The organism is Frankiales bacterium (assembly GCA_016125335.1).
In the GTDB taxonomy this organism is placed as follows: domain Bacteria; phylum Actinomycetota; class Actinomycetes; order S36-B12; family CAIYMF01; genus Longivirga.
On record WGLY01000004.1, the window covers coordinates 50234 to 71394 of the forward strand.

Below are 21161 nucleotides of genomic sequence, written 5' to 3' on the forward strand. Positions count from 1 at the left end.
CACTCTACGGGCACACGGGCGGCCCGGGCCGGTCGGACGCCGTGTAGCGTTCGACCTCGTGCACGTCGTCATCATGGGCTGCGGCCGCGTGGGCTCCGCGCTGGCCCTCACCCTCGACCAGGCCGGCCACTCCGTGGCGGTCGTCGACCAGTCCGCGACGAGCTTCAGCAAGCTCCAGGCGGACTTCGCCGGCCTCACCGTCACCGGGATCGGGTTCGACCGCGACACGCTGCTCAAGGCCGGCATCGAGCGCGCCCACGCCTTCGCCGCGGTGAGCAGCGGCGACAACTCCAACATCCTCGCCGCCCGGGTGGCCCGGGAGACCTTCTCCGTGGAGAAGGTGGTCGCCCGCATCTACGACCCCCGACGGGCGGAGGTCTACCAGCGGCTGGGCATCCCCACGGTGGCCAGCGTGGCCTGGCAGACCGACCAGATCCTGCGCCAGATCCTGCCGGACTCCGTCGGCGACGAGTGGCGCGACGGCTCGGGCAAGGTCGCCCTCACCCAGCTGCCCGTCGCCGAGGAGTGGGTCGGGCATCGCGTGAGCCGGCTGGAGAAGGAGTCCGGCGCGCGCGTGGCGCTCATCACCCGCTACGGCGAGGGCATGCTCCCCGACGTCGACACCGTGGTGCAGGCCGACGACGTCGTGCACGTGCTCCTCGACCCCGCGCAGCGCGACGCGATCGCCGCGGTGCTCGCCGCCGGACCGGAGGCGCACTGATGAGGATCGCCATCGCCGGGGCCGGCAAGGTCGGCCGCGCCATCGCGCGCGAGCTGGTCAACAACGGCCACGACGTGCTGCTCATCGACAAGGAGCCGGAGAAGGCCCGGCCCGACGTCGTGCCCGGCGTCTCCGCGCTGCTCGGCGACACCTGCGAGATCGCCGTGCTCGACCGCGCGGACCTGCCCTCGTGCCAGGTGCTCATCGCGGCGACCGGCGACGACAAGGTGAACCTCGTGGTGTCGCTGCTGGCCAAGACCGAGTACGGCGTCCCCCGCGTGGTCGCCCGGGTCAACCACCCCAAGAACGAGTGGATGTTCGACGAGGCCTGGGGCGTCGACGTCGCCGTCTCCACGCCGCGCATGCTCTCCGCCCTGGTCGAGGAGGCGGTGACCGTCGGCGACCTGGTGCGGCTGTTCACCTTCCGCCAGGGCAACGCCAACCTGGTGGAGCTCACCCTGCCGGCGTCCTCGGCAGTGGTCGGCGCGCGCGTCGCCACCGTGCGCTGGCCGGTCGACACCGCACTGGTCGCGATCATCCGCGACACCCGCGTGATCGCGCCGAGCCCCGACGACTCGCTGGAGTCCGGCGACGAGCTGCTCTTCGTGGCCTCCCCCGAGCAGGAGCCGGCGCTCGAGGCACTGCTCGGCGGCTGACCGCCGCGTCACCCGTCCGCCGTCCGGGACGGCGAGGGCGGGACGACCCGGGACGAACCCCGGGTGCGTCGTCAGTCGCCCGCCGCGCCCTCGCGGGCGAGCGCGTCGTCGGCGCGCTCCGGCACCGGAGCCTCGGCCCGCGCCTTGCGGATGAGCCGCCAGGAGAACAGCCCGGCCAGCGCGAACAGCGGCCAGCCGAGCGCGAGCTTGGCGACGCCGAGCGGCCCCACCGCTCCGGCGAGGTAGAGCGGCACCTGGATCACGAGCCGGGACAGGTAGACCGCCACGAACGACCACGTCGCCAGCGCGTAGGCGCGCCGCTGCTCGGGCACCGCGCGCCAGCCGGTGATGTCGCCGGTGGCCGCGCCCACGGCGTAGCCGAGCAGCGGGTGGCCCACCAGAGCCGAGATCCCGAGCGCGAGCCCGTAGACCAGGTTGATGAGCAGCCCGGGCAGGTAGAAGTCCTCGGCCCGCCCGGAGCGCGAGGCCAGCCACGCGCAGAAGGCGATCCCGATGAACCCGGAGAGCACCTGCTGGAGCGACTCGCGGCGCACCAGGCGCAGCACCGCGAGCACCGCGCCCGAGCCCACCGCCGCCCATAGCGCCGGGCCGAGCACGTTGCCGTCCAGGACGTAGACCACGAGGAAGAGCGCGCCCGGCACGCTGGAGTCGACCAGCCCGCGCCAGCCGCCGATGGCGTCGGCCATGAGCTGCTCGGTGGTGGCGTCGCCCGGCCGCCCGGTGCCCTCCCCGGCGCCGCCGCTGAACGCCTCCGCCAGGTGGTGGTCGTGGGGGTGCTCAGGATGGCGCTCCGGCTCGTGGCCGGCCGGCACCGCGTCCGCCGTCATCGGCGTCAGTCCGTCACGGTGGGGAGCAGCTCGTAGCGCGGGTTCACCATGGCCCGCTCGCCGTCGCGCACGATGGGACGGCCGTGCACGACCAGGTGGCGGCCCGGCGTGATGCCCGGGATGCGCCGGCGGCCGAGGAACAGCAGCGTGAGCCGGCCGGTGCCGTCCCACAGCTCCGCCTCGACGGCGGGCGCCTTGGCCACCGGGCGCAGGGTGACCGACCGCAGGCGGCCGGTGACCGTGGTGACGAGGCCGCCCTGGCAGTCGCGGATGTGCGTCGCGCCCTGCGCGGTGGCCTCGTCCTCGAGCCGGTCGGCGTCGAGCTCCGACTGGGTGCGCGCGATGCGCGCCAGCCGCCCGCGCCCCGCGGTGTCCGTGCTCATGCGTCCAGGCTAGCCGTCCCGCGGCCGCCCACACGTCGGCCCGAGCGCCGCGGCTCCCCCGCGCGGCGTGACAGCATCACCGGCTGTGACGGGCATCGCACTCCTCGTCCACGGTGCGGGCTCCTGCCCGGCCACGGCCGCCCGGCTGCTCGGCCCGGCCGTGCCCGCAGGAGCGGCGGTCGTGGAGGTCGACGCGCGCGGGCACGTCGAGGACGTCGTCGCCCGCCTCGCCGACCATGCGGCCCACGCGCACGTCGTGCTGGCGGCGGGGGTCTCGCTCGGCGCCCACGCCGTGGCCCTGTGGGCCGCCCGCGGCGGGCGGGCCGACTCGCTCGTGCTCGCGATGCCGGCCTGGACCGGCCCGGCAGGCCCCGTCGCGGGGCTCACCGCCGCCACGGCGGCCGAGGTGCGGGCGCGCGGGTCGGCCGCGGTGCTGGCCGGGCTGCGCGCCGCCGCGGCCGGCGACTGGGTGGTGGACGAGCTGGCCCGCGGCTGGGCCGAGTACGACGACGACGCGCTCGCCGCGGCGCTCGAGGCCGCGGCGGCCAGCCCCGGACCCACCCTCGACGAGCTGGGCGGCGTCGACGTGCCCGCCGCGGTGGTCGCGCTGGCCGACGACCCGCTGCACCCGGCGGAGGTGGCGGCCGCCTGGGCCGCGGCGCTGCCGCACGCCGCCCTGACCGTCGTGGCGCGCGGCGCTCCCGGTCCGGACCGCGGCGCCCTCGGCCGTGCCGCGCGCGCGGCGCTGGGGCGGCTCAGCGCGTCTCGGTGATCTCCGGCCCGCGCTCGGGCATCGACAGCGGCGGGCGCTCCTGCCCCTCGGCGCCCTGACGGGCCATGCCCTCGGGCACCTGCTCGGGCACCTGGAGCGGGAGCTGGTCGCCCGGCGCCATGGCCTCGACCCCGCGCACCACGACCGTGGCGCGCAGCACCTGCTCGAGCACCTCGGCGGCGGCGGCGTCGCGCGCGGCGGCGCCGGTGAACAGCGCGCGCAGGAACCACCGCGGGCCGTCGATGCCGACGAACCGCACCGGCTGCATCTGCGACTGGCCCTGCGGCCCCTCGGCCACGACGGTGGAGCGCACCTCCGGTCCGAACGGCCCGTTGACGACGTCCACGGTGCCGCCGGCGGCGAGGTTGGCGCGGATCTCCTCGCGCACGTCGTCCCAGATGCCCTGCGTGCGCGGCGCGGCGAAGGCCATGAGCTGCATGCCCGAACGGCCGTCGACGACCGTCACGGACATCACCCGCTCGGCGGTCTCGTCGAGGTCGAGGCGCAGCTCCATCCCCTCGACACCGGGCACCCGCAGGCCGCCGAGGTCGAGCCGCGTGATGCCGTCGTCGTCGACCTCGGAGACGTCGAACGGCCCGCCGCTTCGGTCCGCCGCGGCGGACGTGTCGGCCTGGGTCCCGGCGTCGGCGCCGTCGTCGGCGTCGTCCTCGTCGCCGGCCCCGGGGCCGACGTCGTCGATGTCGGGCTGGTCGGCGTCGGACGGATCGCGACGGCGGCGACGGAACACCAGGACTCCTCGGCTGTGGCACGGGACGGACGGGCGGGCGGTGACCGCCCTCGGGGACGACGCTAGCGGCCCGACGAGCCGAAGCCACCCGCACCGCGGTCGGAGCCGGGCAGGGACTCGACCTCGTGCAGCACGGCGTGCTCGACGCGCTGGACGACGAGCTGGGCGACCCGGTCGCCACGGTCGAAGGTGACCGGCTCGCGCGGGTCGAGGTTCACCACGGACACGGCGATCTCCCCCCGGTAGCCGGCGTCGATCGTGCCCGGGGCGTTCACCAGGGAGACGCCGTAGCGCACGGCGAGGCCGGAGCGCGGGTGCACGAACGCGGCGTAGCCCTCCGGGAGGGCGATCGCGACGCCGGTGGGCAGCAGCACGCGCTCGCCGGGGGCGACCACGGCGGCCACGCGCGTCACGAGGTCGAGGCCCGCGTCGCCGGGGTGGGCGTAGGACGGCAGCGGCAGGTCCGGGTCGATGCGGTGGACCAGGACGTCGACGGCGTGCGGCGGCCGCGGCGTCACGGGTTGACCTCGAGGTTGCGCAGGCTGCTGCGCACGGCGCGGTCCTCGCGCGCCTGCTCCACGTCCTCCGGGCGGCCGTGGGCGGTGAAGTGCTCGACCGGCACCTGGATGAACATCGCGGCCGCGGTGACGGCCACCGGCCCGTCGGCCGCGCCGATCCGGCCCACCGCGCGGGTGAAGACCTTGCGCCCCTTGACCCCCACGACGTCGGTGCGCAGGTGCAGCGTGGTGCCGACCGGCACCGGGCGGCGGAAGTCCACCTCGAGCCGCGCGGTGACCGCCGGGGCCGAGAGCAGCCAGTTGAGCGCGCCCAGCGCGTCGTCGAGGGCGGTGGTGAGCAGCCCGCCGTGGGCCAGGCCCGGGGCGCCCTGGTGCTGGTCGGTCACCGTGAACGTGCCGTGCAGGCTGAGGCCCTCGCCCGCCACCAGCGCCAGGTGCAGCCCGCTGCCGTGGTCCACGCCGCAGCCGTAGCAGCGGGTGTAGTGGCTCGGGATCGGCTCGCCGGGCGCCGGCGCGGCCGGGCTGCGCTCGGGCACGACGGCGTCCGGTGGCGGGGTGGTCGGCAGCAGGCCGCCGCGCGCAGGAGGCGCGCCCTCGGGCGCCGCGGGTGGCTCGCTCGTCACGGTGCTCGACCCTACCGGCCGGGCGTGCCCCGCGGACGTGGCAGGCTCGGGCGCGTGAGCGACGCCGACGACGCGGGCCCGGGGCCGCAGCCCTGCGTGGAGGGCGTGGACGGCACCCTCGTCGCCTACCGCGAGCGGGTGCACGCCCCGTGGTGGATGTGGCTGGTCACGGTGCTGCTCACCAGCTCCCTCGGCATCGCCTACGGGTTCCCCCTCGGCGCGGGGTGGGGGCTTCTGGTGTTCCTCGGCGCGCAGGGCCTCGCGGCCTGGTGGCTGCTGGGCTCGGCGCCGCTGCTCGTGGTCGACGACCGCGTGCTGCGCGCGGGCCGGGCCCGCCTGCCGCTGCGGTACGTAGGGCGGATCGCGCCGCTGGACGCCGAGCAGACCCGGCAGGTGCGCGGCCCGCGGGCCGACCCCGCCGCCTACCTCTGCCTGCGCGGCTGGGTCGCGCGCAGCGTGCTCGTGGAGGTCGACGACCCCGACGACCCGCACCCCTACTGGCTGCTGTCCACCCGCCACGGCCGCCGCCTCGCCACCACGCTCGCCCCGGCCCGCGACGCCGCCCGCGAGGCGGTGCCGCCGTCGGGCGGCCCGCCCACGTCCCGGGCGGACGTGGCAGGCTGGGAGGGCGAGACGAGCCGGACCATCGGCACGAGCACCAGCGACGGCACCGGCGCAGCCGGCGCCACCGGTGGTGGAGACGACACCGACGGCGACAGGACAGGAACGGCATGAGCACAGACGTCAGCCCCGTCCCCGCGGACGACGACCTGGTCGACGCGCCGCGCGCCCTCTCCCTCGCGGCGCCCGTGATCGCACTGGTCGGCACGTGGGCGGCCCGCAAGGTGCTGGAGAAGGCCTACGTGCGCTCCACGGGCAACAAGCCCCCGAGCGCCGCGGACCCCGACGCCTCGATGCGCCGGGTGATCGTGTGGGCGGTGGCCACCGCCGCGGTCGTCGCCGTCGTGCAGGTCGCGGTCGACCGCATGACCGCGCCGCGGCACGCGGGCGACTGAGGCCGCGCCGGCCCGCGCGACCGCGCTCGGCGGCTCAGGCCGGCGGGGGCGTCCCGCGCTCGGCGGCCACGCGGCGCAGGTCCAGGCGCATCGCGTCGGCCAGCAGCCGGGTCTCGCGGTGGTTGACCCGGGCGCCGATCGCGGCGCCCACGAGGAACGGCACGAGGGTGCCGAGGTTGCGGGCGAACCGGGCGAGCATCCGCTTGCCGAGCTGCTGGCGCCCGGCGATGCCCAGCACGTTGGGGATGGTCCACGGGCGCATCGGGTCGATCCCGCGCCGGCTCGCCCACGACCCGGCGAAGGCCACCGCGCGCTGCGCGCCCGTGCCGGGCACGGGCACGGAGTAGACGGCGTGCAGCTCGCCGACGAGCTTCACCTCGACGGCGGCCACGGCCACGGTCTCCACGACCACCTCGAGCGGGACGGTCACCAGCAGCGGCATCGCGGCCCACTCGGCCGCGGCCACGGCGCCGCCGGCAGCGCCGATGCCGCTCGTGGTCCGCGCGGCGTTGCGCACGAGGGCGTCGGCGAGCGCCTCGCCGGTGAGCCCGTGGTGGTGGCGGCTCAGGGTGTCGAGGTCGCGCACCGGGATGTGCGGTGCGGCGTCGATGAGGAGGTCGGCCAGCATGCGGCCGCTGGTGACCGCCTGGGCGCCGGCGCGGCGAGCCCGAGCTCCCACGATGGCGGAGAGCCGCACGAGCTGGCGGGCGCGCTCGGGCCGGGGCAGCGCGTCGTCGCCGAGCCGCTCGACGATCGCGGCCACCTCGCGGGCCTCCTGCTGCGCGACCAGGTCGGGCTCGGGCACGGCCGGGTCGCCCGGCGCGGGCGGACCCGGCGCCGGGTGCGGGGCATCGCGATGCGGCTCCCGCTCGCTCACGCGGGAGCCGCCCGGTGCTCGGGACCGGTCAGGCGCAGTCCCGGCAGATCGGGAGGCCCTTGACCTCCTTGGCCAGCTGGCTGCGGTGGTGCACCAGGAAGCACTTGGAGCAGGTGAACTCGTCGGCCTGCCGCGGGACCACACGGGTGGTCAGGACCTCGTCGGAGAGGTCGGCGCCGGGCAGCTCGAGGTTCTCGGCCAGCTCGACCTCGTCGACGTCCACGGAGGACGCCGCCTTGTTGGCGCGCTGGGCCTTGAGCTCCTCGAGGGAGTCCTCGGCGAGCTCGTCGTCGGTCTTGCGGGGAGCGTCGTAGTCAGTGGCCATGTGTCCTCGGCTTCGCGTGCGGTCCGTGCCCGGGCCCGCGTCCTCGGGGGCCCCTCGTCGTGCAGCCGGTCAACGTCCGGCCCCCCGGGTTTCATCCCCGCGGTCGGCCTCGACGTCCGGGGATTGTGCCCGACGCGGGTGACGGGAGAGAAACGACCCCCCGATGGCGCGTCGGAATGCGGGGTGGGAAGACTCACACCCGCGCGGGCTGCGCGCAACCGGCCCGTCCCGTCCAGGTGACCCAGGAGGCCCCCGCGTGCCCATCTACGCCCTCGGCGAACGAGTTCCGCGCGTGCACCCCGACGCCTTCGTGCACCCCGAGGCGGTGCTGATCGGCGACGTCACGATCGGCCCTGAGTCCACGGTCTGGCCGACCGCGGTGCTGCGCGGCGACCACGGCACGATCACCGTCGGCGCCCGCACCTCCGTGCAGGACGGCACCGTCGTGCACTGCACCGCCGACCTGCCCACGGTGATCGGCGACCGCGTCGTGGTGGGCCACAACGCCCACCTCGAGGGCTGCACGGTCGAGGACGACTGCCTCGTGGGCTCCGGCTCCGTCGTGCTGCACCGGGTGGTCCTACGACGCGGGTCGCTCGTGGGCGCGTCGGCCCTGGTGCCCAACGACACCGAGGTGCCCGGCGGCGCCATGGCGCTCGGCGTGACGTGCCGGATCCGCGAGGGCGCGGTGGCCGAGGGCGCGTTCGCCTACGCCGTCGAGCGCTACGTCGCGAACGGGCACTGGTACCGCGCCGAGCTGCGCCGCCTCGACGGCTGACCCCCGCGCCGGCGGCGTCGCGCGGCCCCGTCAGTCGGAGTCGGCCCCGAGCCCGGCCAGCAAGTCGTGCAGCGGCCCGAACAGGTGCGGGCCCGCGCCGATCACGAGCTCCTCGGACGCCGGGGCGCCGTGCAGCCCGCCGAGCCGGCCGCCGGCCTCGGTGAGCACCAGTCCGCCGGCCGCGACGTCCCAGGCGTGCGGTCCGCGCTCGTAGTAGGCGTCCACCCGGCCGGCCGCCACCCAGCACAGGTCGAGGCTGCACGCACCGGCGCGGCGGATGTCGCGCACCGTGGGCACCACCTCCGCGACCACCCGGGCCTGCGCCGCGCGGCGCTCCACGGTGTAGCCGAAACCGGTGGACACCAGCGCCTGCGGCAGCTCGACCGGGTCGTTCACGTGCAGGGTGCGCACCCCCTGCCCGTCGTGCAGGCGGGCGCCGCGACCGAGGACGGCGACGTAGGTCTCGCCCAGCGCGGGCGCCGCGACCACGCCGACGACGGTCGTGCCGTCGATCTCGGCCGCCACCGACACCGCCCACGACGGCAGGTCGTAGAGGTAGTTGACCGTGCCGTCGATGGGGTCGATCACCCAGCGCACGCCGGTCTCCCCCACGTGGTCCGCGCCCTCCTCGCCGAGGATGCCGTCGTCGGGCCGGGCCGTGAGGATGCGGTCGACGAGCAGCGCCTCGCTGCGCCGGTCCATCGCGGTGACGACGTCGGAGGCGCTGGTCTTAGTGGCCGCCACCGTGACGCCGGAGCGCCGCGCGGTGTGCACCGCGTCGGCCGCCTCGCACGCCGCGGCGACCGCGAGCTCGTGCAGCTCGTCGAGCAGGCCGGGGTCGTAGTCGAGGTTCACGTCCTCGATCCTGCCGCACCACGGCCCTCCCGCGCCGCCCGGGCGCGCGGGTCGCGCCCGCTCAGTCCGACCCGCACAGCGCCGGACGCGGGCCGCGCGGGTTCGGGCAGCAGCCGGCCGGGCACACGTCGTGCGACGGCCCCAGCGGGGTGAGCGCCCGGGGCGGCACGAGGCCGACCCGCTCGAGCACCAGCTCGCGCACGGCGGCGACGAACCGCGGGTCCGTGCCCACTGTCGCGGACCTCGCCGCCGGCAGGCCGAGCGAGCGCGCGTGCTCGAGCGCCACGGTGTCGAGGTCCCACACGACCTCCATGTGGTCGCTGACGAACCCGACCGGCACGAGCACGACGCCGGGGACCCCCGCAGCGGACAGCGCGTCGAGGTGGTCGCTCACGTCCGGCTCCAGCCACGGCACCTCGGGCGGCCCGGAGCGCGACTGGTAGACGAGGTCCCACTCGGGGTCCACCTCCACCCGCGCGGCGACCGCGGCGTGCACGGCGGCCGCCACCGCGCGGTGCTGGCGCACGTAGGCGTCGCCGCCCGGCCCGCTCGACGCCGCGGACGCGAGCGGGATCGAGTGCGTCGTGAACACCAGCCGGGGCGCGTCCACGCCGAGCCCCGTCACCGAGGACACGACCGCGTCGGCGACGGGCTCCACGAACCCGGGGTGGTCGAAGTAGTGCCGCAGTTTGTCCAGCCGCGGGGCCGGACCTGCGCCGTCCGCCTCGACGGCGGCCACGGCGTCGGCGAGGTTCTCGCGGTACTGCCGGCAGCCCGAGTACGACGCGTAGGCGCTCGTGACGAGGCAGAGCGCGGAGCCCACTCCGTCGGCGCGCATCTCGCGCAGGGCGTCGGCCAGGAAGGGGCCCCAGTTGCGGTTGCCCCAGTACACCGGCAGGTCGAGGCCCGCGCCCGCGAGGTCGTCGCGCAGGGCGGCGAGCAGCGCGCGGTTCTGGCCGTTGATCGGCGAGACGCCGCCGAAGTGCGTGTAGTGGGCGCCCACCTCCACGAGGCGCTCGCGCGGGATGCCGCGGCCCCGGGTCACGTTCTCCAGGAAGGGCACGACGTCGTCCGGGCCCTCCGGGCCGCCGAAGGACACGAGCAGCAGCGCGTCGTAGGAGCCGCGGGGTCCGGTCACCGTCATGGGGGCGATCCTGGCAACGGATTCGTGGTTCCGCACACCGGGTGGATAGCGTCCGGTCGTGCTCACCCGCTACGTCGACGTGCTGCGTCGGCCCGGCGCGTTCCGCATGTCCACGACCGGGTTCGTGGCCCGGTTCCCGATGTCGATGATCGGCCTCGGCGAGGTGCTGCTCGTCTCCAGCCAGACCGGCAGCTACGGCCTGGCCGGCGCGCTGTCGGCCACCGGCGCGCTGGCCAACGCCGTCTTCGGCCCTCTCATCGGCCGGGCGACCGACCGCCTGGGGCAGAGCCGGGTCGTGCCGCTGCTCGTCGGCGCGCACGTCGTCTTCCTCACGGCGTTCGTGGTGCTGGTGCGCACCGGCGCGCCCACGCCGCTGCTGTTCGTCTCCGTAGTGCTCTCCGGCGGCACGTTCCCCAGCTTCGGCTCGCTGGTGCGCGCCCGGTGGGCCTTCCTGCTCGCCGGCGACCCGCCCGCGCTGCGCACCGCGTTCGCCTACGAGTCGGTGCTCGACGAGGTGATCTACGTCGCGGGGCCGCCCATCGCGACGGTGCTCTCGGTGTCGGTGGTCGACTTCGGGGCGCTGGCCGCCGTGGCCGTGCTGCTGGTGCTGGGCACCGCGCTGTTCCTCCTGTCGCGCTCGACCGAGCCGCCGCCGTCCGGCTCGGTGGTGCACGGCCGCGGCTCGGCGCTGCGCTTCCCCGGAGCGCTCCAGGTGACGATCGCGTTCGTGTTCCTCGGCGGCCTGTTCGGCGCCTTCGAGGTCGTCACCGTGGCCTTCGCCGACGAGCACGGCGTGCGGTCGTGGACCGGCCTGCTCCTCGCCCTCTACGCGCTGGCCTCGGGCGTGTCCGGCGTGGTGCTCGGCGCGGTGCACCTGCGCGCCCCGCTGCACCGGCAGTTCCTCGGCTTCTCCGCGGCGCTCGCGCTGGCGACCGTGCCCTTCCCGTTCATCGACAGCCCCTGGCTGCTGGGCGCGCAGTGCCTGCTCGCCGGGCTGGCCGTCTCGCCGGTGCTCATCAACGGGTTCGCCCTCGTGGAGCGGCTGGTGCCCAACGAGCGGCTCACCGAGGGCCTGGTGTGGACCAACACCGGCATCGGCGTGGGCCTGGCCGCCGCCGCGGCCCTCGCCGGCTGGACGATCGACCGCTACGGCGCGTCCACGGCGTACTGGATCTGCGTGGTGTCCGCGGCAGCCACGTTCCTGGTGATCGCCGCGTCGTCGCGCACCCTCACCCGGGCCTGGGACGCCGCCTACGCCCCGGACGCCGCGGCCACCTGACGCCGCCCGCACCGCGTGCCCCGGTTGCCCGCGTGGCGGTGCTCGACCCGGGCGCCGTCTCGGGTGAGACTGGCGGGGACCCCGCTGCGACCGACCGCCGTGGGGGACGCGAGGAGGCCCTGATGCGCGAGCTGTCCTTCGTCGGGCTGTCGGACGACGGGACGTCCCTCGTGCTCAGCAGCACCGACGGGACCCGCTACGCCGTCCCCTGCGACGAGCGGCTCGAGGCGGCGGTCCGCCGCGACCGCAGCCGCCTGGGCCAGCTCGAGATCGCCCTCGACGGCACCTCCCCGCGCGACATCCAGACCCGGGTGCGCCACGGCCAGAGCCCCGACGACATCGCAGCGTCCTCGGGCCTCGCCCCCGAGCGGGTGATGCGCTTCGCCGGCCCGGTCCTCGCCGAGCGCGAGCACATGGCGGTGCAGGCCCGCGAGACCGAGCTGCGCGACGCCGGGCGCGCCGGCACCGTCGAGGAGCTCGTGCTCGTGGCGCTCGAGCGCGGCGGCGCCGACGTCGAGGGCCTCGAGTGGGACGCGTGGCGGCGCGAGGACGGCCGCTGGTCGGTGCTCGCCTCGTGGGACCCGGTCGACGAGGTCGCCGAGGGCGCCACGGCCGCGCTGTGGATCTACGACCCGGCCGGGCGCACCGTGCACGCCGACGACCCGGCCAGCGCGTGGCTGCTCGGCGAGGTGGCCACGGCCGAGCCGGAGCAGGCCGAGGAGGGCAGCGAGCGCCCGGTGCTGGTGGGGCTGCCCGCCCCGGACGACGCCTGGGACGACGACACCGACGACCCGGACGCCGCGCTCACCGCGATCGTCGACCGCGACTCCGGTGGCGCGCAGGTGGTCGAGCTGATCGACCGCCCGCCAGTGGAGCCCGACGACGCCTCGCCGCTCGACGACCTCTACGACACGCTTCCCGGGCTGGCCCGCCCGGAGAAGGCGCGCACGTCGCGCCGCTCGCGGCGCAAGGCCGCCCGCGCGGTGCCGGCGGTGGCCGAGGGCGACGTCGAGAAGGGCGGCAAGCCGCGGGCCACCGTGCCGAGCTGGGACGAGATCCTGTTCGGCAGCCGCAACCCCGAGTCCTGACCCGGCCCGTCGCCCGCGCGGCTCAGCCCATCGGCCCGGTGGCGACCGGGCGCCGCGGGTCGCTGACCCAGTCCGACCACGAGCCCGCGTAGAGCGCGGCGTCCACCCCGAGGGCCCGCAGGGCGAGCACGGTGTGGGCCGCCGTGACACCCGAGCCGCAGTAGGCGGCGACCTCCACGCCGGGGCCCACCCCGATGGGGTCGAACCGCTCGTGCAGGTCGTCGGGCCCCAGGAAGCGCCCCGCGATGTCCAGCGCCATCGACGCCGGGGCGCTGAGCGCTCCCGGGATGTGCCCGGCGACGGGGTCCACCGGCTCCACCTCGCCGGCGTAGCGAGCGGCGGCCCGGGCGTCGAGCAGCACCCCGTGGGCCGGCCACGCCGCGGCCTCGTCGGCGTCGATCACCCGCAGCCGCGCGACCTCCGCGACGAACCGGCGACCGTCGGGCGGGCCGTCGTCGCCGAAGGGCAGCGGCACCGGCCCGCTCTCGAGCTCGCCGCCGGTCTCGCGCCAGGCGGCCAGGCCGCCGTCGAGCACGCGGACGTCGTCATGCCCGTGGTGCTCGAGCAGCCACCAGGCCCGCGCCGCCACGGTGCCGTCGCCGGCGTCGAGCACCACCACGGGACGGTCGAGGGTGACGCCGCAGCGGCGCATGGCCCGGGCGAAGCGGGCCGGGTCCGGCAGCGGGTGGCGCCCGCCCGGCCCCCGCGGCGGGTCGGCGAGGTCGGCGTCGAGGTCGACGAACACGGAGCCGGGAACGTGCCCGGCCTCGAACAGCTCGCGCCCGGGCGGGCCGAGCAGGCTCCACCGCACGTCGAGCACCACCGGGGGCGACGCCGAGGCCAGCGCCTCGCGCAGCCCGGCGACGTCGACGAGCGGTCCGCGGGTCACCCGGTGCCCGCCGCCCCTCGCGGTGCCACCGGCTCATCGAGCCGGGTGACGGTGCCGGAGACGTCGACGGCCTCCTCGCCGAAGGGCAGCGGCGTGGGGCTCATGTGCGCCGCCTGCGCGCGGGCGGCGGTCATCCGCCGGGAGTGGTGGCGCCGGCAGAGCACCTCGTAGGCCACGGCGTCGGCGGAGAACGTGTCGCCCACCACCACCTGCTCGCCCTCCACGACCATGGCGCCGTTGACGGTGCGCGCGTTGTGCGTGGCGCGATCGCCGCACCAGCACAGCGCCTCCACCTGGAGCACCTGCACGCGGTCGGCGAGCTCCACGAGGCGGGCCGACCCGGGGAACAGACGGGTGCGGAAGTCGGTGAGGATGCCGAAGGCGAAGACGTCGACGCCGAGCTCGTCGACGATGCGGGCGAGCTGGTCGACCTGCTCGCCGGTGTAGAACTGCGCCTCGTCGCAGATGAGGTAGTCGCAGCGCCCCCCGGCCTCGAGCACGTCGACGACGTGGGCCCAGAAGTCGGTCTCCGGGCTCACCTCCACGGCCGGCACCTTGAGCCCGAGACGGCTCGAGAGCGTCTCCTCCCCCGCGCGGTCGAGCGAGGTGAACACGATGCCGGCGCGCCCGCGCGCCGCGTGGTTGTGGTCGGTCTGCAGCGCCAGGGTGGACTTGCCGCAGTCCATCGTCCCCGAGAAGAAGACGAGCTCGGCCATGCGCGGGGGCTCCTGGGGGTGCGGGGCGGGTGGGCGGTGCCGCCCAGTATCGCCCGGGCGGGCGGCGCCGCGGGCGGTGACGCACCGGGCGGGCACGCCGAGAGGCCCGGACGACGGGCGTCCGGGCCTCTCGTGGTGGCCCCGAGGGGCTGGTCCGGCGTCGCGGGCCGCCGGGCCGTGGTGCGGGTGCGGCCGTCAGGTGCCCGGCCGCCGGGTGCGGGTCAGACCCGGAACGCCTTGAAGTTCGACGCCCACGACCGGTCGATGCTGGTCGTCACCTTGTAGAGGCCCGTGCCGAGGCGCTGGCGGCCGAAGTTGAACAGGCCGCGCGCCTTCACGGACGTGGTGTGGATGCGGTACCAGCGGGTGCCGACCTTCTTCCACATCGACACGGAGCCGCCGACGCGGCCGGTCTTGCCGGTCACGATGCGGTAGACGCCCCAGCGCTTCACCGTGAACGACAGCGACGGGACGGCCTGCACGAGGCGGTTCGCCGACGTCGCCGGCGCGACGAGGTCGTCGCCCGCGTACTTCCAGTGGAAGTACGTGTTGCGCCAGATCCGCGGCGTGGTGCCGCTCGCGGCGGCGGGGTCGACGACCGTGGTCCAGGTCTTGCCGCCGTCGATCGACTTCTCGAGCACGCCGGCCACCGTGGAGACGTCCTGCGCGAGCCCGGTCTTGTAGGTGCCCGACGCCGTGTAGCCGACGGTGCGGCCGGCGAAGATGCGCGTCTTGGAGACCGCGAACGCCGCGGTGACCGGCAGCTTGTTCGCCACCGCGCCCACTGCCGGGGGCTCGGCCTGCAGCGGGGTGATCTGCGAGAACCACTTGCCGCTGCCGGTGGGCCACATGGTGCCCGCGGTCAGCGGGGTGGAGAACGTGTTGTCGGTGGTGGAGTAAGGCGTGATGTTCGTGATGGTGTTGCCGCTGTCGAGCGTGAGGCTCCACGCGTACCACGTGCCGCCGGACTGCTTGAGCCCCAGCAGGTTGTCGAGGTTCGGCAGCGCCGTGATGCCGGTGCCGGTCTGGACCCCGCTCTGGGCCGAGGACGGCGTGACGGAGAAGGTGGTCCAGGTGGCGCACGGGTCGTTGACGCACTCGCCGAACACCAGGGTGTCGTCGTCGGTGAACACGAGGTTGTAGGGCAGCAGCTGGGGGTCGCTCGCGGTGTTGCCGGTGTAGTTGTAGCTCGTCCACAGCGGGGTGGAGTCGAACGCGGCCCCGGTCTGGCTGATGTCGAACACCTTGATCTGGCTGCGGTTCACGCCGATCGAGCCGGAGTTGGGGTAGCTCTGCTGGAGCACCGCGGCCTCGAGGCCGTTGGGCGAGACGGCGAGCCGGTAGAGGTAGGTGTGCGAGCCGGGCGCCGCGGCCCACGGGTTGAACTCCGCGCCGATGCTGATCTGCGTGGTGGTCTGGGTGTCCACCGCGTACTTGAACAGGTTGCCGTGCACGACGAACCACACGGTGTTGCCGTCGGCGCTCACGACCGGGTTCGCGTCGTTGTAGGTCGACACGATGCGCGAGGTGCCGTTGTTGGTCACCACGAGCGCCTGCGTGCCCCCGGCGGTGCGCACGCTGGTCGCGACCGTCGTGGTGGCGGTGGTGGTGGTGCCGCTCGAGGCGTCGAAGAACCTCGTCGACAGGGTGCCGGACGTGAGGTTGGTGGCGTCGGTCACCGCGGCGGGCGCGAGCCCGGCCACCTGGCGCAGCGGCCCGGGCTGGGACGCGTCCGTGGTCTCGATGAAGGCGAAGTTCGTCGCGTCGGTCGGGGCGACGGCGGACGCCGCCTGCGGCACGGCGACGGCCAGGCCGACGAGCACGGCGCTCGCGGTGGCCAGGGCCGCGGCACGGCGCGCGGTCGGAACGGTCATGGAGGGTCCCCCTCGGGATCTGGTGCTCGGCTACTCTCAGTGACCGGTCCGCTCCCCAGGCCCGGCGACGGTCGGGCCCACCCTCGCACACGCGCACGGGTGGACACACACCGCGAACCCCGGATCACCCGAAAGGGCGAGGAGCGCTCCGTTCATCGGACCGTCGCGCGTGGTTCACCCGCCGTGCCCGGGCCGTTCGGCCCTTCTGCGGGGACGCCGGCCCCCGCACCCGGGGCGGCGGGAGCGCTCAGCGGCTACGCGCCGCAGTCGCCTGCGACAGCGCGGCGGCGAACACGAGGGTCTGCGCCACCACCTCGGCGCCGTCGGCGGCCTCGGACACCCGCAGCGCGAGGTCGTCGTTGGACGCCGTGCCGGTGTAGCCGTGGTCGGCCTCGCAGGCCGGGTCGCCACAGGTGGCCGGCTCGAGGTCGATGCGGCTCACCGCGCCCCACCCGATCGTGAGCACGACCTCGCGCACCGGGGAGCCCCGACGGTGGGAGGCGGCGTCGGCGGCGACGCGGGTGACGACCACGGAGTCGATCCGCTCGAGCCGCACGGCCTCGGTGGAGGCGGTGGCGTAGGTGGTGGGGCTGGTCTCGTCGGCCGGGTTCTCGTCGGTGTGCCCCACGATGAGCCGCGTGGGCGTCAGCGCGAGCACCGTGACGTGCCGGCGCAGCTCGTCGTGGTCGAACGTGGCCTCGTGGTGGACGACGTAGGACAGCACCGCCTCGTCGGCCAGCGCCGTGTCGAGGGTGTCCGAGACCAGCTCGGGGTAGTAGCCGCTGCGCTCGATGTCCGCGCGCAGGCGGGGTGCGAGGGTGTCGCCCGTCATGGACGTCATCCTCCCACCTGCACCGCCACGCCGGTGGCCGCACCCGTGCGCCCGTCCTCCTCGGGGGTGATGATCCGCCCGAGCATGCGCAGCGCGACGCCGGCCAGCCCGCAGCCCACCGCCAGCCCGAGCGCCCACAGCACGCCGAAGCCGTTGCCGAGCGCCCAGCCCGCGATCGCCGGCCCGAGCGCGCCGGAGACGCCCCACACCTGCCCGGCCACCGCGTTGTAGCGCCCGCGCAGGTGCGGCGGGGCGAAGGCGTTGATGAGGGAGGGACCCACCGGCGAGAACACCATCTCGCCGAGCGCGAAGAGCCCGAAGCCCAGCGCGATGACGACGCCGGCCGCCACCGGGTGCAGGCCGGCGGAGGCTGCCACGACGACCCAGAACACCGCCCAGATCGCGGCGGTGACGCCGAGCATGCGGGTGCGCGAGCGGCCCTCGATGCGCTTGAGCACCAGCACCTGGATGCCCACGATCAGCGCCGTGTTGAGGAAGAAGACCAGCCCGATCGCGCGGGCCGGCAGCCCCACGACCTCGGTCATGAACACCGGGAGTCCGGCGTCGATCGAGCCGTAGCCGCACGTGAGCAGCAGCAGCGCCCCGCCGAGGTACACCAGCAGCCGCCGGTCGGCGAGCACCGCCAGGTAGCCGACCGGCGCGTCCTCCTCGTGCGGCTCGGGCGCCTCGCGTCCGCGCACGTGCGTCAGGGACAGCACGGCGACGAAGTAGGCGAGGAACGACAGGCCGTTCACGACGTACACGGCGGTGAAGGTGCCCGGGCGGCTCGCGTCGATGAACGTCGAGGCGACCAGGCCGCCGAGGCCGAGGCCGAGGTTGAGCATCATGAACTGGAGGCCGAAGACGCGCTGCCGGTGCTCCGGCGGGGCCAGCCGCGCGAGCAGCGCCCCCTGCGGCGGCCAGAGCCCGGCGCCGCCCACCGCCATCGCGGTCGAGGCCGCGACGGCCTGGGGCACGGTGGTGACGAAGCCGAGCGCGATGGTGGCGGCCCCGGACACCAGGCACGCCACGAGCAGCACCGGCCGGGGGCCCACCCGGTCGACCAGCGCGCCGACGAACGGCGCGATGACGAGCATGAGGACCGCCTGGTAGCTGAGGATCAGCCCGGCGGTGCGGAGCTCGATACCGCGGACCTGGTGCAGGTAGACGACGAACAGCGCGAGCGCCAGGCCGCCGCCGAGGGCGTTGAGCCCGACCCCCACCAGCATGCGCACCAGCGGCGGGGTGAGCACCTCCCGGATCGAGACGTGCTCCCCATCGACGACCGTCCCGACCTCGCTCACCCGAGCATGAGACCACGCACCACCGACACCGCGGAAACGGGTTAGGCCTGGGCCGGACGGCTCACGCGCCGAGCCGGCGAACCCCTGTGTCGACCCGTGCCGCGGCCCGCCGCAGCACCGCCCGCGCACCCAGCACCGCGAGGCCGTGCGGGGCCACCACCACGGGCTCGAGGCGCAGCTCGGCGAGCTCGGGATGCTCGTCGGCGAGCAGGCCCACGCGCAGCAGCAGGTCCTCGAGCGCAGCGCGGTCGGCCGGGGCCGTGCCGCCGAAGCCCTCGAGCAGCGGGGCCGCCCCCGGGGCCCGCACGAGGTCGCGGGCGTCGACGTCGGTCAGCGGCGGGATGCGGTAGCCGCGGTCGCCGAGCAGCTCAGGCACCACCCCGGCGAGGCCGAACGACACCACCGGCCCGAAGAGCGGGTCCTCCTGCGAGCCCACCACGCAGGCCACGCCCGGCGTGGCCATCCGCTGGAGCACCAGGCGGCGCGCGGCCGCCGGGTCGAGCGAGGCCACCATCGAGAGGTAGGCCGTGCGCACCGCGCGCTCGTTCTCGATGTTGAGCCGCACTCCCCCGAGGTCCGTGCGCGTCGCGAAGCGGGGGTCGAGCGTCTTGAGCGCCACCGGGTAGCCCAGCGCGTTGGCGGCCTGGCGCGCGTCCTCCTCGGAGGACACCGGCACCACCGGCCACACCTCGATGCCGTACGCCGCCAGCATGCGGCTCAGCGCGTCGGCCGGGTCCTCGGCGTAGAGGATGAACTCGTCGAGCGCCGTCGGGGGCACCGGCGGGGCGTCGGGCAGCCCCGCGCCGGCGGCCGCGGCGTCGGCGTCGGCCTGCGTGACCACCGGCAGGATGTCGGTGTCCACGAGGTCGCGCGGGCGTGGCACCTGGGTGGGGCCGCCGGCCAGCACGTCCGCGACGACGGCCTCGGCGTCCTCCGGCCGCACCCCCGCCGGCTCGGGCACCTCGCCCAGGGGGCGCGCCCGCCACTCCGCGTAGCGGGTCACCCGCTCGAGCGCGAGCACCGCCTCCTCGACCGTGCCGTAGAAGGGCACCCGGCCCTCCGGGGCGATGTCCGGGTCGCCCTCGATGAGCCCGCTCTCCTCGCGCGCCGCGACCAGCACCGCGACCACCGGCTTCGCCCCGCGCGCGACGCTCGCGGCCACCACGCGCTCCCACGGCCGCCCGTCGGTGCCCACCACCGGAACGTGGGTCACCACCACGGAGTCGACGGCCGGGTCCTCGAGCACTGCGGCGAGCGCCACCGCGAGGTCCTCGGGTGTGACGTCGTGGCCCAGGGTCACGAAGTCGCCCACCACCTCGAGCCCCGCGCCGTCGCAGGCGTCGGCGGCCAGCACGCCGAGGGCGTCGGAGTTGCTCACCACGGCGACCCGGCGGCCGGTCGGCAGCGGCTGGAACGCCAGCAGCCCGGCGACGTCGTAGAGCTGGCTCAGGGAGTCGGTCTCGATGATCCCGGCCTGGGCGAACATCGAGTCGATCGCGGCCGGCGGCAGGGCGGTGCGGCGCGTGGTGTGGCCCAGCGGGTAGGCCTGCGTGGTGCGTCCGGTGCGCATGGCCACGACCGGCTTGGTGCGGCCGAGCCGCCGCGCGATGCGGGTGAACTTGCGCGGGTTGCCCAGGCTCTCGAGGTAGAGCAGCACCACCGAGGTCCGCGCGTCGTCCTGCCAGTACTGGAGCAGGTCGTTGCCGGACACGTCGGCGCGGTTGCCGGCCGAGACGAAGGTGGACACGCCCAGACCGCGGCGGGCCGCCCGGGCGAGGATCGTGCCGCCGAGCGCGCCGCTCTGGCAGAAGAACCCGATCGGCGCGCGCCCGGGCATCACGGGCGCGAGCGAGGCGTTGAGCGACACGTCCTCGTCGGTGTTGACGATGCCGAGCGCGTTCGGCCCGATGACGCGCATGCCGAGGCCGCGCGCGCGGCGCACCAGAGCGCGCTGGCGCTCCGCGCCCTCGCGGCCGGACTCGGCGAACCCGCTGGACACCACGAGCAGCCCGGCGACGCCGGCCGCACCGCAGTCGTCGACCACCGCCATCACCTCGTCGGCGGGCACCGCCACGACCGCGAGGGTGGGCACCTCGGGCAGCTCGAGCACCGACGGGTAGGTGGGGACGCCGAGCACCTGCTGCCCCTCAGCGGCGGCCCCGCGGTTGACCGCCGACACGGCACCGGTGAACTCGCCGTCGAGCAGGTGCGCGAGCAGCCGGTGGCCGACCGACGACGGGTCGCGGCCGGCGCCCACCACCACGACCGACGTCGGGTTCACCAGCGCGGCGATGCTGCGCGCCTCGGCGCGGTGCTCGCGCGCGACGCGCACCGCCTCGGACGACTCCGACGGCTCGATGTCGAACGAGAGCGACACGACGCCGTCCTCGAGGTGGTGCGACGGGTGGTAGCCCGCCTCCTCGAACGTGGAGAGCATGCGCCGGTTGGTGGGCAGCACCTCGGCCACGAACCGGCGCACCCCGCGCTCGCGCGCCGCGGCGGCGAGGTGCTCGAGCAGCACCGAGCCCAGTCCCCTGCCCTGGTGGTCGTCGCGCACCACGAACGCCACCTCGGCGTCGGTGCCGTCGACCCGGTCGTAGCGCCCGACGCCGACGAGCTGCCCGCCGACGGTGGCTACCAGCGCGACGCGGTCGACGTGGTCGACGTGGGTGAACCGGTGCAGGTCGCGCTCGGTGAGCTCGGGGTAGGGCGCGAAGAAGCGGAAGTAGACCGTCTCGTCGGACAGCGACCGGTGGAAGGCCGCGAGCCGGTCGGTGTCGTCCGGGGTGATCGGGCGGATGCGCACCGTCCGGCCGTCGCGGACCACGACGTCGGCCTCCCAGTGCGCGGGCGGCGGGGCCGGGGCCGCCGGCGTCGGGGCAGCGCTCACGGGGCCACGGTAGCGGTCCGCGCGG

23 protein-coding genes are annotated in these 21161 nt (G+C 75.7%); 8 read left to right on the forward strand and 15 right to left on the reverse strand.

Annotation, left to right across the window (positions count from 1 at the left end):
* The first annotated feature begins 58 nt into the window (after positions 1 to 58).
* On the forward strand, positions 59 to 721 hold the full coding sequence (locus GC157_02990) for a TrkA family potassium uptake protein (GenBank protein ID MBI1376436.1): 663 nt from the start codon (positions 59 to 61) through the stop codon (positions 719 to 721).
* Positions 721 to 1377: a TrkA family potassium uptake protein gene (locus GC157_02995; protein ID MBI1376437.1), complete on the forward strand. Its 657-nt coding sequence runs from the start codon at positions 721 to 723 to the stop codon at positions 1375 to 1377. Before GC157_02990 ends, GC157_02995 begins: the two co-directional genes overlap by 1 nt.
* A gap of 71 nt (positions 1378 to 1448) precedes the next feature.
* Here the strand turns inward: GC157_02995 and GC157_03000 are convergent, their stop codons facing one another.
* Together GC157_03000 and GC157_03005 are read right to left on the reverse strand one after the other, a co-directional pair.
* Positions 1449 to 2225, reverse strand: coding sequence for a DUF3159 domain-containing protein (locus tag GC157_03000; GenBank protein ID MBI1376438.1), 777 nt, complete (start codon positions 2223 to 2225; stop codon positions 1449 to 1451).
* Positions 2226 to 2230: 5 nt separating this feature from the next.
* The gene (locus GC157_03005; GenBank protein MBI1376439.1) at positions 2231 to 2608 is read right to left on the reverse strand and encodes a DNA-binding protein; all 378 of its coding nucleotides are present in this window, start codon (positions 2606 to 2608) and stop codon (positions 2231 to 2233) included.
* Positions 2609 to 2693: 85 nt separating this feature from the next.
* Here GC157_03005 and GC157_03010 point away from each other — a divergent pair, with 85 nt between their 5' ends.
* A complete protein-coding gene (locus GC157_03010) occupies positions 2694 to 3380 on the forward strand; it encodes an alpha/beta hydrolase (protein ID MBI1376440.1) in 687 nt (228 codons plus the stop codon).
* Here the strand turns inward: GC157_03010 and GC157_03015 are convergent.
* The 3 genes from GC157_03015 to GC157_03025 are packed head-to-tail and all read right to left on the reverse strand — an operon-like array spanning position 3364 to position 5215.
* Positions 3364 to 4131 carry a DUF3710 domain-containing protein gene (locus tag GC157_03015; protein MBI1376441.1) on the reverse strand — a complete coding sequence of 256 codons (768 nt, stop codon included), beginning with the start codon at positions 4129 to 4131 and terminating at the stop codon, positions 3364 to 3366. The genes GC157_03010 and GC157_03015 overlap by 17 nt on opposite strands.
* A 59-nt stretch (positions 4132 to 4190) precedes the next feature.
* Complete coding sequence (locus tag GC157_03020) at positions 4191 to 4646, reverse strand: dUTP diphosphatase (protein MBI1376442.1); 456 nt, start codon at positions 4644 to 4646, stop codon at positions 4191 to 4193.
* Positions 4643 to 5215 carry a PaaI family thioesterase gene (locus GC157_03025; protein MBI1376443.1) on the reverse strand — a complete coding sequence of 191 codons (573 nt, stop codon included), beginning with the start codon at positions 5213 to 5215 and terminating at the stop codon, positions 4643 to 4645. The genes GC157_03020 and GC157_03025 overlap by 4 nt, the downstream gene beginning before the upstream one ends.
* A gap of 108 nt (positions 5216 to 5323) precedes the next feature.
* On the opposite strand from GC157_03025, the gene GC157_03030 reads away from it, so the two are divergent.
* Together GC157_03030 and GC157_03035 are read left to right on the forward strand one after the other, a co-directional pair.
* The gene (locus GC157_03030; GenBank protein ID MBI1376444.1) at positions 5324 to 6004 is read left to right on the forward strand and encodes a DUF3093 family protein; all 681 of its coding nucleotides are present in this window, start codon (positions 5324 to 5326) and stop codon (positions 6002 to 6004) included.
* Entirely contained in the window at positions 6001 to 6285 is a 285-nt protein-coding gene (locus tag GC157_03035) for a DUF4235 domain-containing protein (GenBank protein MBI1376445.1), read from the forward strand. The genes GC157_03030 and GC157_03035 overlap by 4 nt, the downstream gene beginning before the upstream one ends.
* A gap of 34 nt (positions 6286 to 6319) precedes the next feature.
* Here GC157_03035 and GC157_03040 read toward each other — a convergent pair whose 3' ends face one another.
* Together GC157_03040 and GC157_03045 are read right to left on the reverse strand one after the other, a co-directional pair.
* Positions 6320 to 7090 carry a hypothetical protein gene (locus GC157_03040; protein MBI1376446.1) on the reverse strand — a complete coding sequence of 257 codons (771 nt, stop codon included), beginning with the start codon at positions 7088 to 7090 and terminating at the stop codon, positions 6320 to 6322.
* A gap of 100 nt (positions 7091 to 7190) precedes the next feature.
* A complete protein-coding gene (locus GC157_03045) occupies positions 7191 to 7487 on the reverse strand; it encodes a DUF4193 family protein (protein MBI1376447.1) in 297 nt (98 codons plus the stop codon).
* A 256-nt stretch (positions 7488 to 7743) separates the two neighbouring features.
* On the opposite strand from GC157_03045, the gene GC157_03050 reads away from it, so the two are divergent.
* Positions 7744 to 8265 carry a gamma carbonic anhydrase family protein gene (locus GC157_03050; protein MBI1376448.1) on the forward strand — a complete coding sequence of 174 codons (522 nt, stop codon included), beginning with the start codon at positions 7744 to 7746 and terminating at the stop codon, positions 8263 to 8265.
* 30 nt (positions 8266 to 8295) lie between these two features.
* On the opposite strand, the gene GC157_03055 is transcribed toward GC157_03050, so the two are convergent.
* Together GC157_03055 and GC157_03060 are read right to left on the reverse strand one after the other, a co-directional pair.
* Positions 8296 to 9096, reverse strand: a complete 801-nt coding sequence (locus tag GC157_03055; GenBank protein MBI1376449.1) for an inositol monophosphatase — start codon at positions 9094 to 9096, stop codon at positions 8296 to 8298.
* 85 nt (positions 9097 to 9181) lie between these two features.
* Positions 9182 to 10264: a ferrochelatase gene (locus GC157_03060; protein ID MBI1376450.1), complete on the reverse strand. Its 1083-nt coding sequence runs from the start codon at positions 10262 to 10264 to the stop codon at positions 9182 to 9184.
* A gap of 58 nt (positions 10265 to 10322) precedes the next feature.
* Between GC157_03060 and GC157_03065 the strand changes: the two genes are divergently transcribed.
* A complete protein-coding gene (locus GC157_03065) occupies positions 10323 to 11543 on the forward strand; it encodes an MFS transporter (protein MBI1376451.1) in 1221 nt (406 codons plus the stop codon).
* A 122-nt stretch (positions 11544 to 11665) separates the two neighbouring features.
* Positions 11666 to 12631, forward strand: a complete 966-nt coding sequence (locus GC157_03070; protein MBI1376452.1) for a DUF3071 domain-containing protein — start codon at positions 11666 to 11668, stop codon at positions 12629 to 12631.
* A gap of 22 nt (positions 12632 to 12653) precedes the next feature.
* On the opposite strand, the gene GC157_03075 is transcribed toward GC157_03070, so the two are convergent.
* From GC157_03075 to GC157_03100, 6 genes are all read right to left on the reverse strand, one after another.
* Positions 12654 to 13520 (reverse strand): sulfurtransferase, encoded by an 867-nt coding sequence (locus tag GC157_03075; GenBank protein MBI1376453.1) that lies wholly within the window; start codon positions 13518 to 13520, stop codon positions 12654 to 12656.
* On the reverse strand, positions 13517 to 14236 hold the full coding sequence (locus GC157_03080) for a thymidine kinase (protein MBI1376454.1): 720 nt from the start codon (positions 14234 to 14236) through the stop codon (positions 13517 to 13519). The genes GC157_03075 and GC157_03080 overlap by 4 nt, the downstream gene beginning before the upstream one ends.
* A 221-nt stretch (positions 14237 to 14457) precedes the next feature.
* Positions 14458 to 16110 (reverse strand): hypothetical protein, encoded by a 1653-nt coding sequence (locus GC157_03085; protein MBI1376455.1) that lies wholly within the window; start codon positions 16108 to 16110, stop codon positions 14458 to 14460.
* A 247-nt stretch (positions 16111 to 16357) separates the two neighbouring features.
* Positions 16358 to 16942 carry a phosphodiesterase gene (locus GC157_03090; GenBank protein ID MBI1376456.1) on the reverse strand — a complete coding sequence of 195 codons (585 nt, stop codon included), beginning with the start codon at positions 16940 to 16942 and terminating at the stop codon, positions 16358 to 16360.
* Between the two features lie 5 nt (positions 16943 to 16947).
* Positions 16948 to 18246 carry an MFS transporter gene (locus GC157_03095; GenBank protein ID MBI1376457.1) on the reverse strand — a complete coding sequence of 433 codons (1299 nt, stop codon included), beginning with the start codon at positions 18244 to 18246 and terminating at the stop codon, positions 16948 to 16950.
* Between the two features lie 61 nt (positions 18247 to 18307).
* Positions 18308 to 21136 carry a GNAT family N-acetyltransferase gene (locus tag GC157_03100; protein MBI1376458.1) on the reverse strand — a complete coding sequence of 943 codons (2829 nt, stop codon included), beginning with the start codon at positions 21134 to 21136 and terminating at the stop codon, positions 18308 to 18310.
* Positions 21137 to 21161 lie beyond the last annotated feature (25 nt).

What these genes read in the sequence shown, in the direction of transcription:
- GC157_03090 (MBI1376456.1), bottom strand. Translation starts at nt 16,942, where the DNA reads ATGACGGGCGACACCCTCGCACCCCGCCTGCGCGCGGACATCGAGCGC.
- GC157_02995 (MBI1376437.1), top strand. Translation starts at nt 721, where the DNA reads ATGAGGATCGCCATCGCCGGGGCCGGCAAGGTCGGCCGCGCCATCGCG.
- GC157_03060 (MBI1376450.1), bottom strand. Translation starts at nt 10,264, where the DNA reads ATGACGGTGACCGGACCCCGCGGCTCCTACGACGCGCTGCTGCTCGTG.
- GC157_03085 (MBI1376455.1), bottom strand. Translation starts at nt 16,110, where the DNA reads ATGACCGTTCCGACCGCGCGCCGTGCCGCGGCCCTGGCCACCGCGAGC.
- GC157_03035 (MBI1376445.1), top strand. Translation starts at nt 6,001, where the DNA reads ATGAGCACAGACGTCAGCCCCGTCCCCGCGGACGACGACCTGGTCGAC.
- GC157_03080 (MBI1376454.1), bottom strand. Translation starts at nt 14,236, where the DNA reads ATGGCCGAGCTCGTCTTCTTCTCGGGGACGATGGACTGCGGCAAGTCC.
- GC157_03070 (MBI1376452.1), top strand. Translation starts at nt 11,666, where the DNA reads ATGCGCGAGCTGTCCTTCGTCGGGCTGTCGGACGACGGGACGTCCCTC.
- GC157_03000 (MBI1376438.1), bottom strand. Translation starts at nt 2,225, where the DNA reads ATGACGGCGGACGCGGTGCCGGCCGGCCACGAGCCGGAGCGCCATCCT.
- GC157_03045 (MBI1376447.1), bottom strand. Translation starts at nt 7,487, where the DNA reads ATGGCCACTGACTACGACGCTCCCCGCAAGACCGACGACGAGCTCGCC.
- GC157_03005 (MBI1376439.1), bottom strand. Translation starts at nt 2,608, where the DNA reads ATGAGCACGGACACCGCGGGGCGCGGGCGGCTGGCGCGCATCGCGCGC.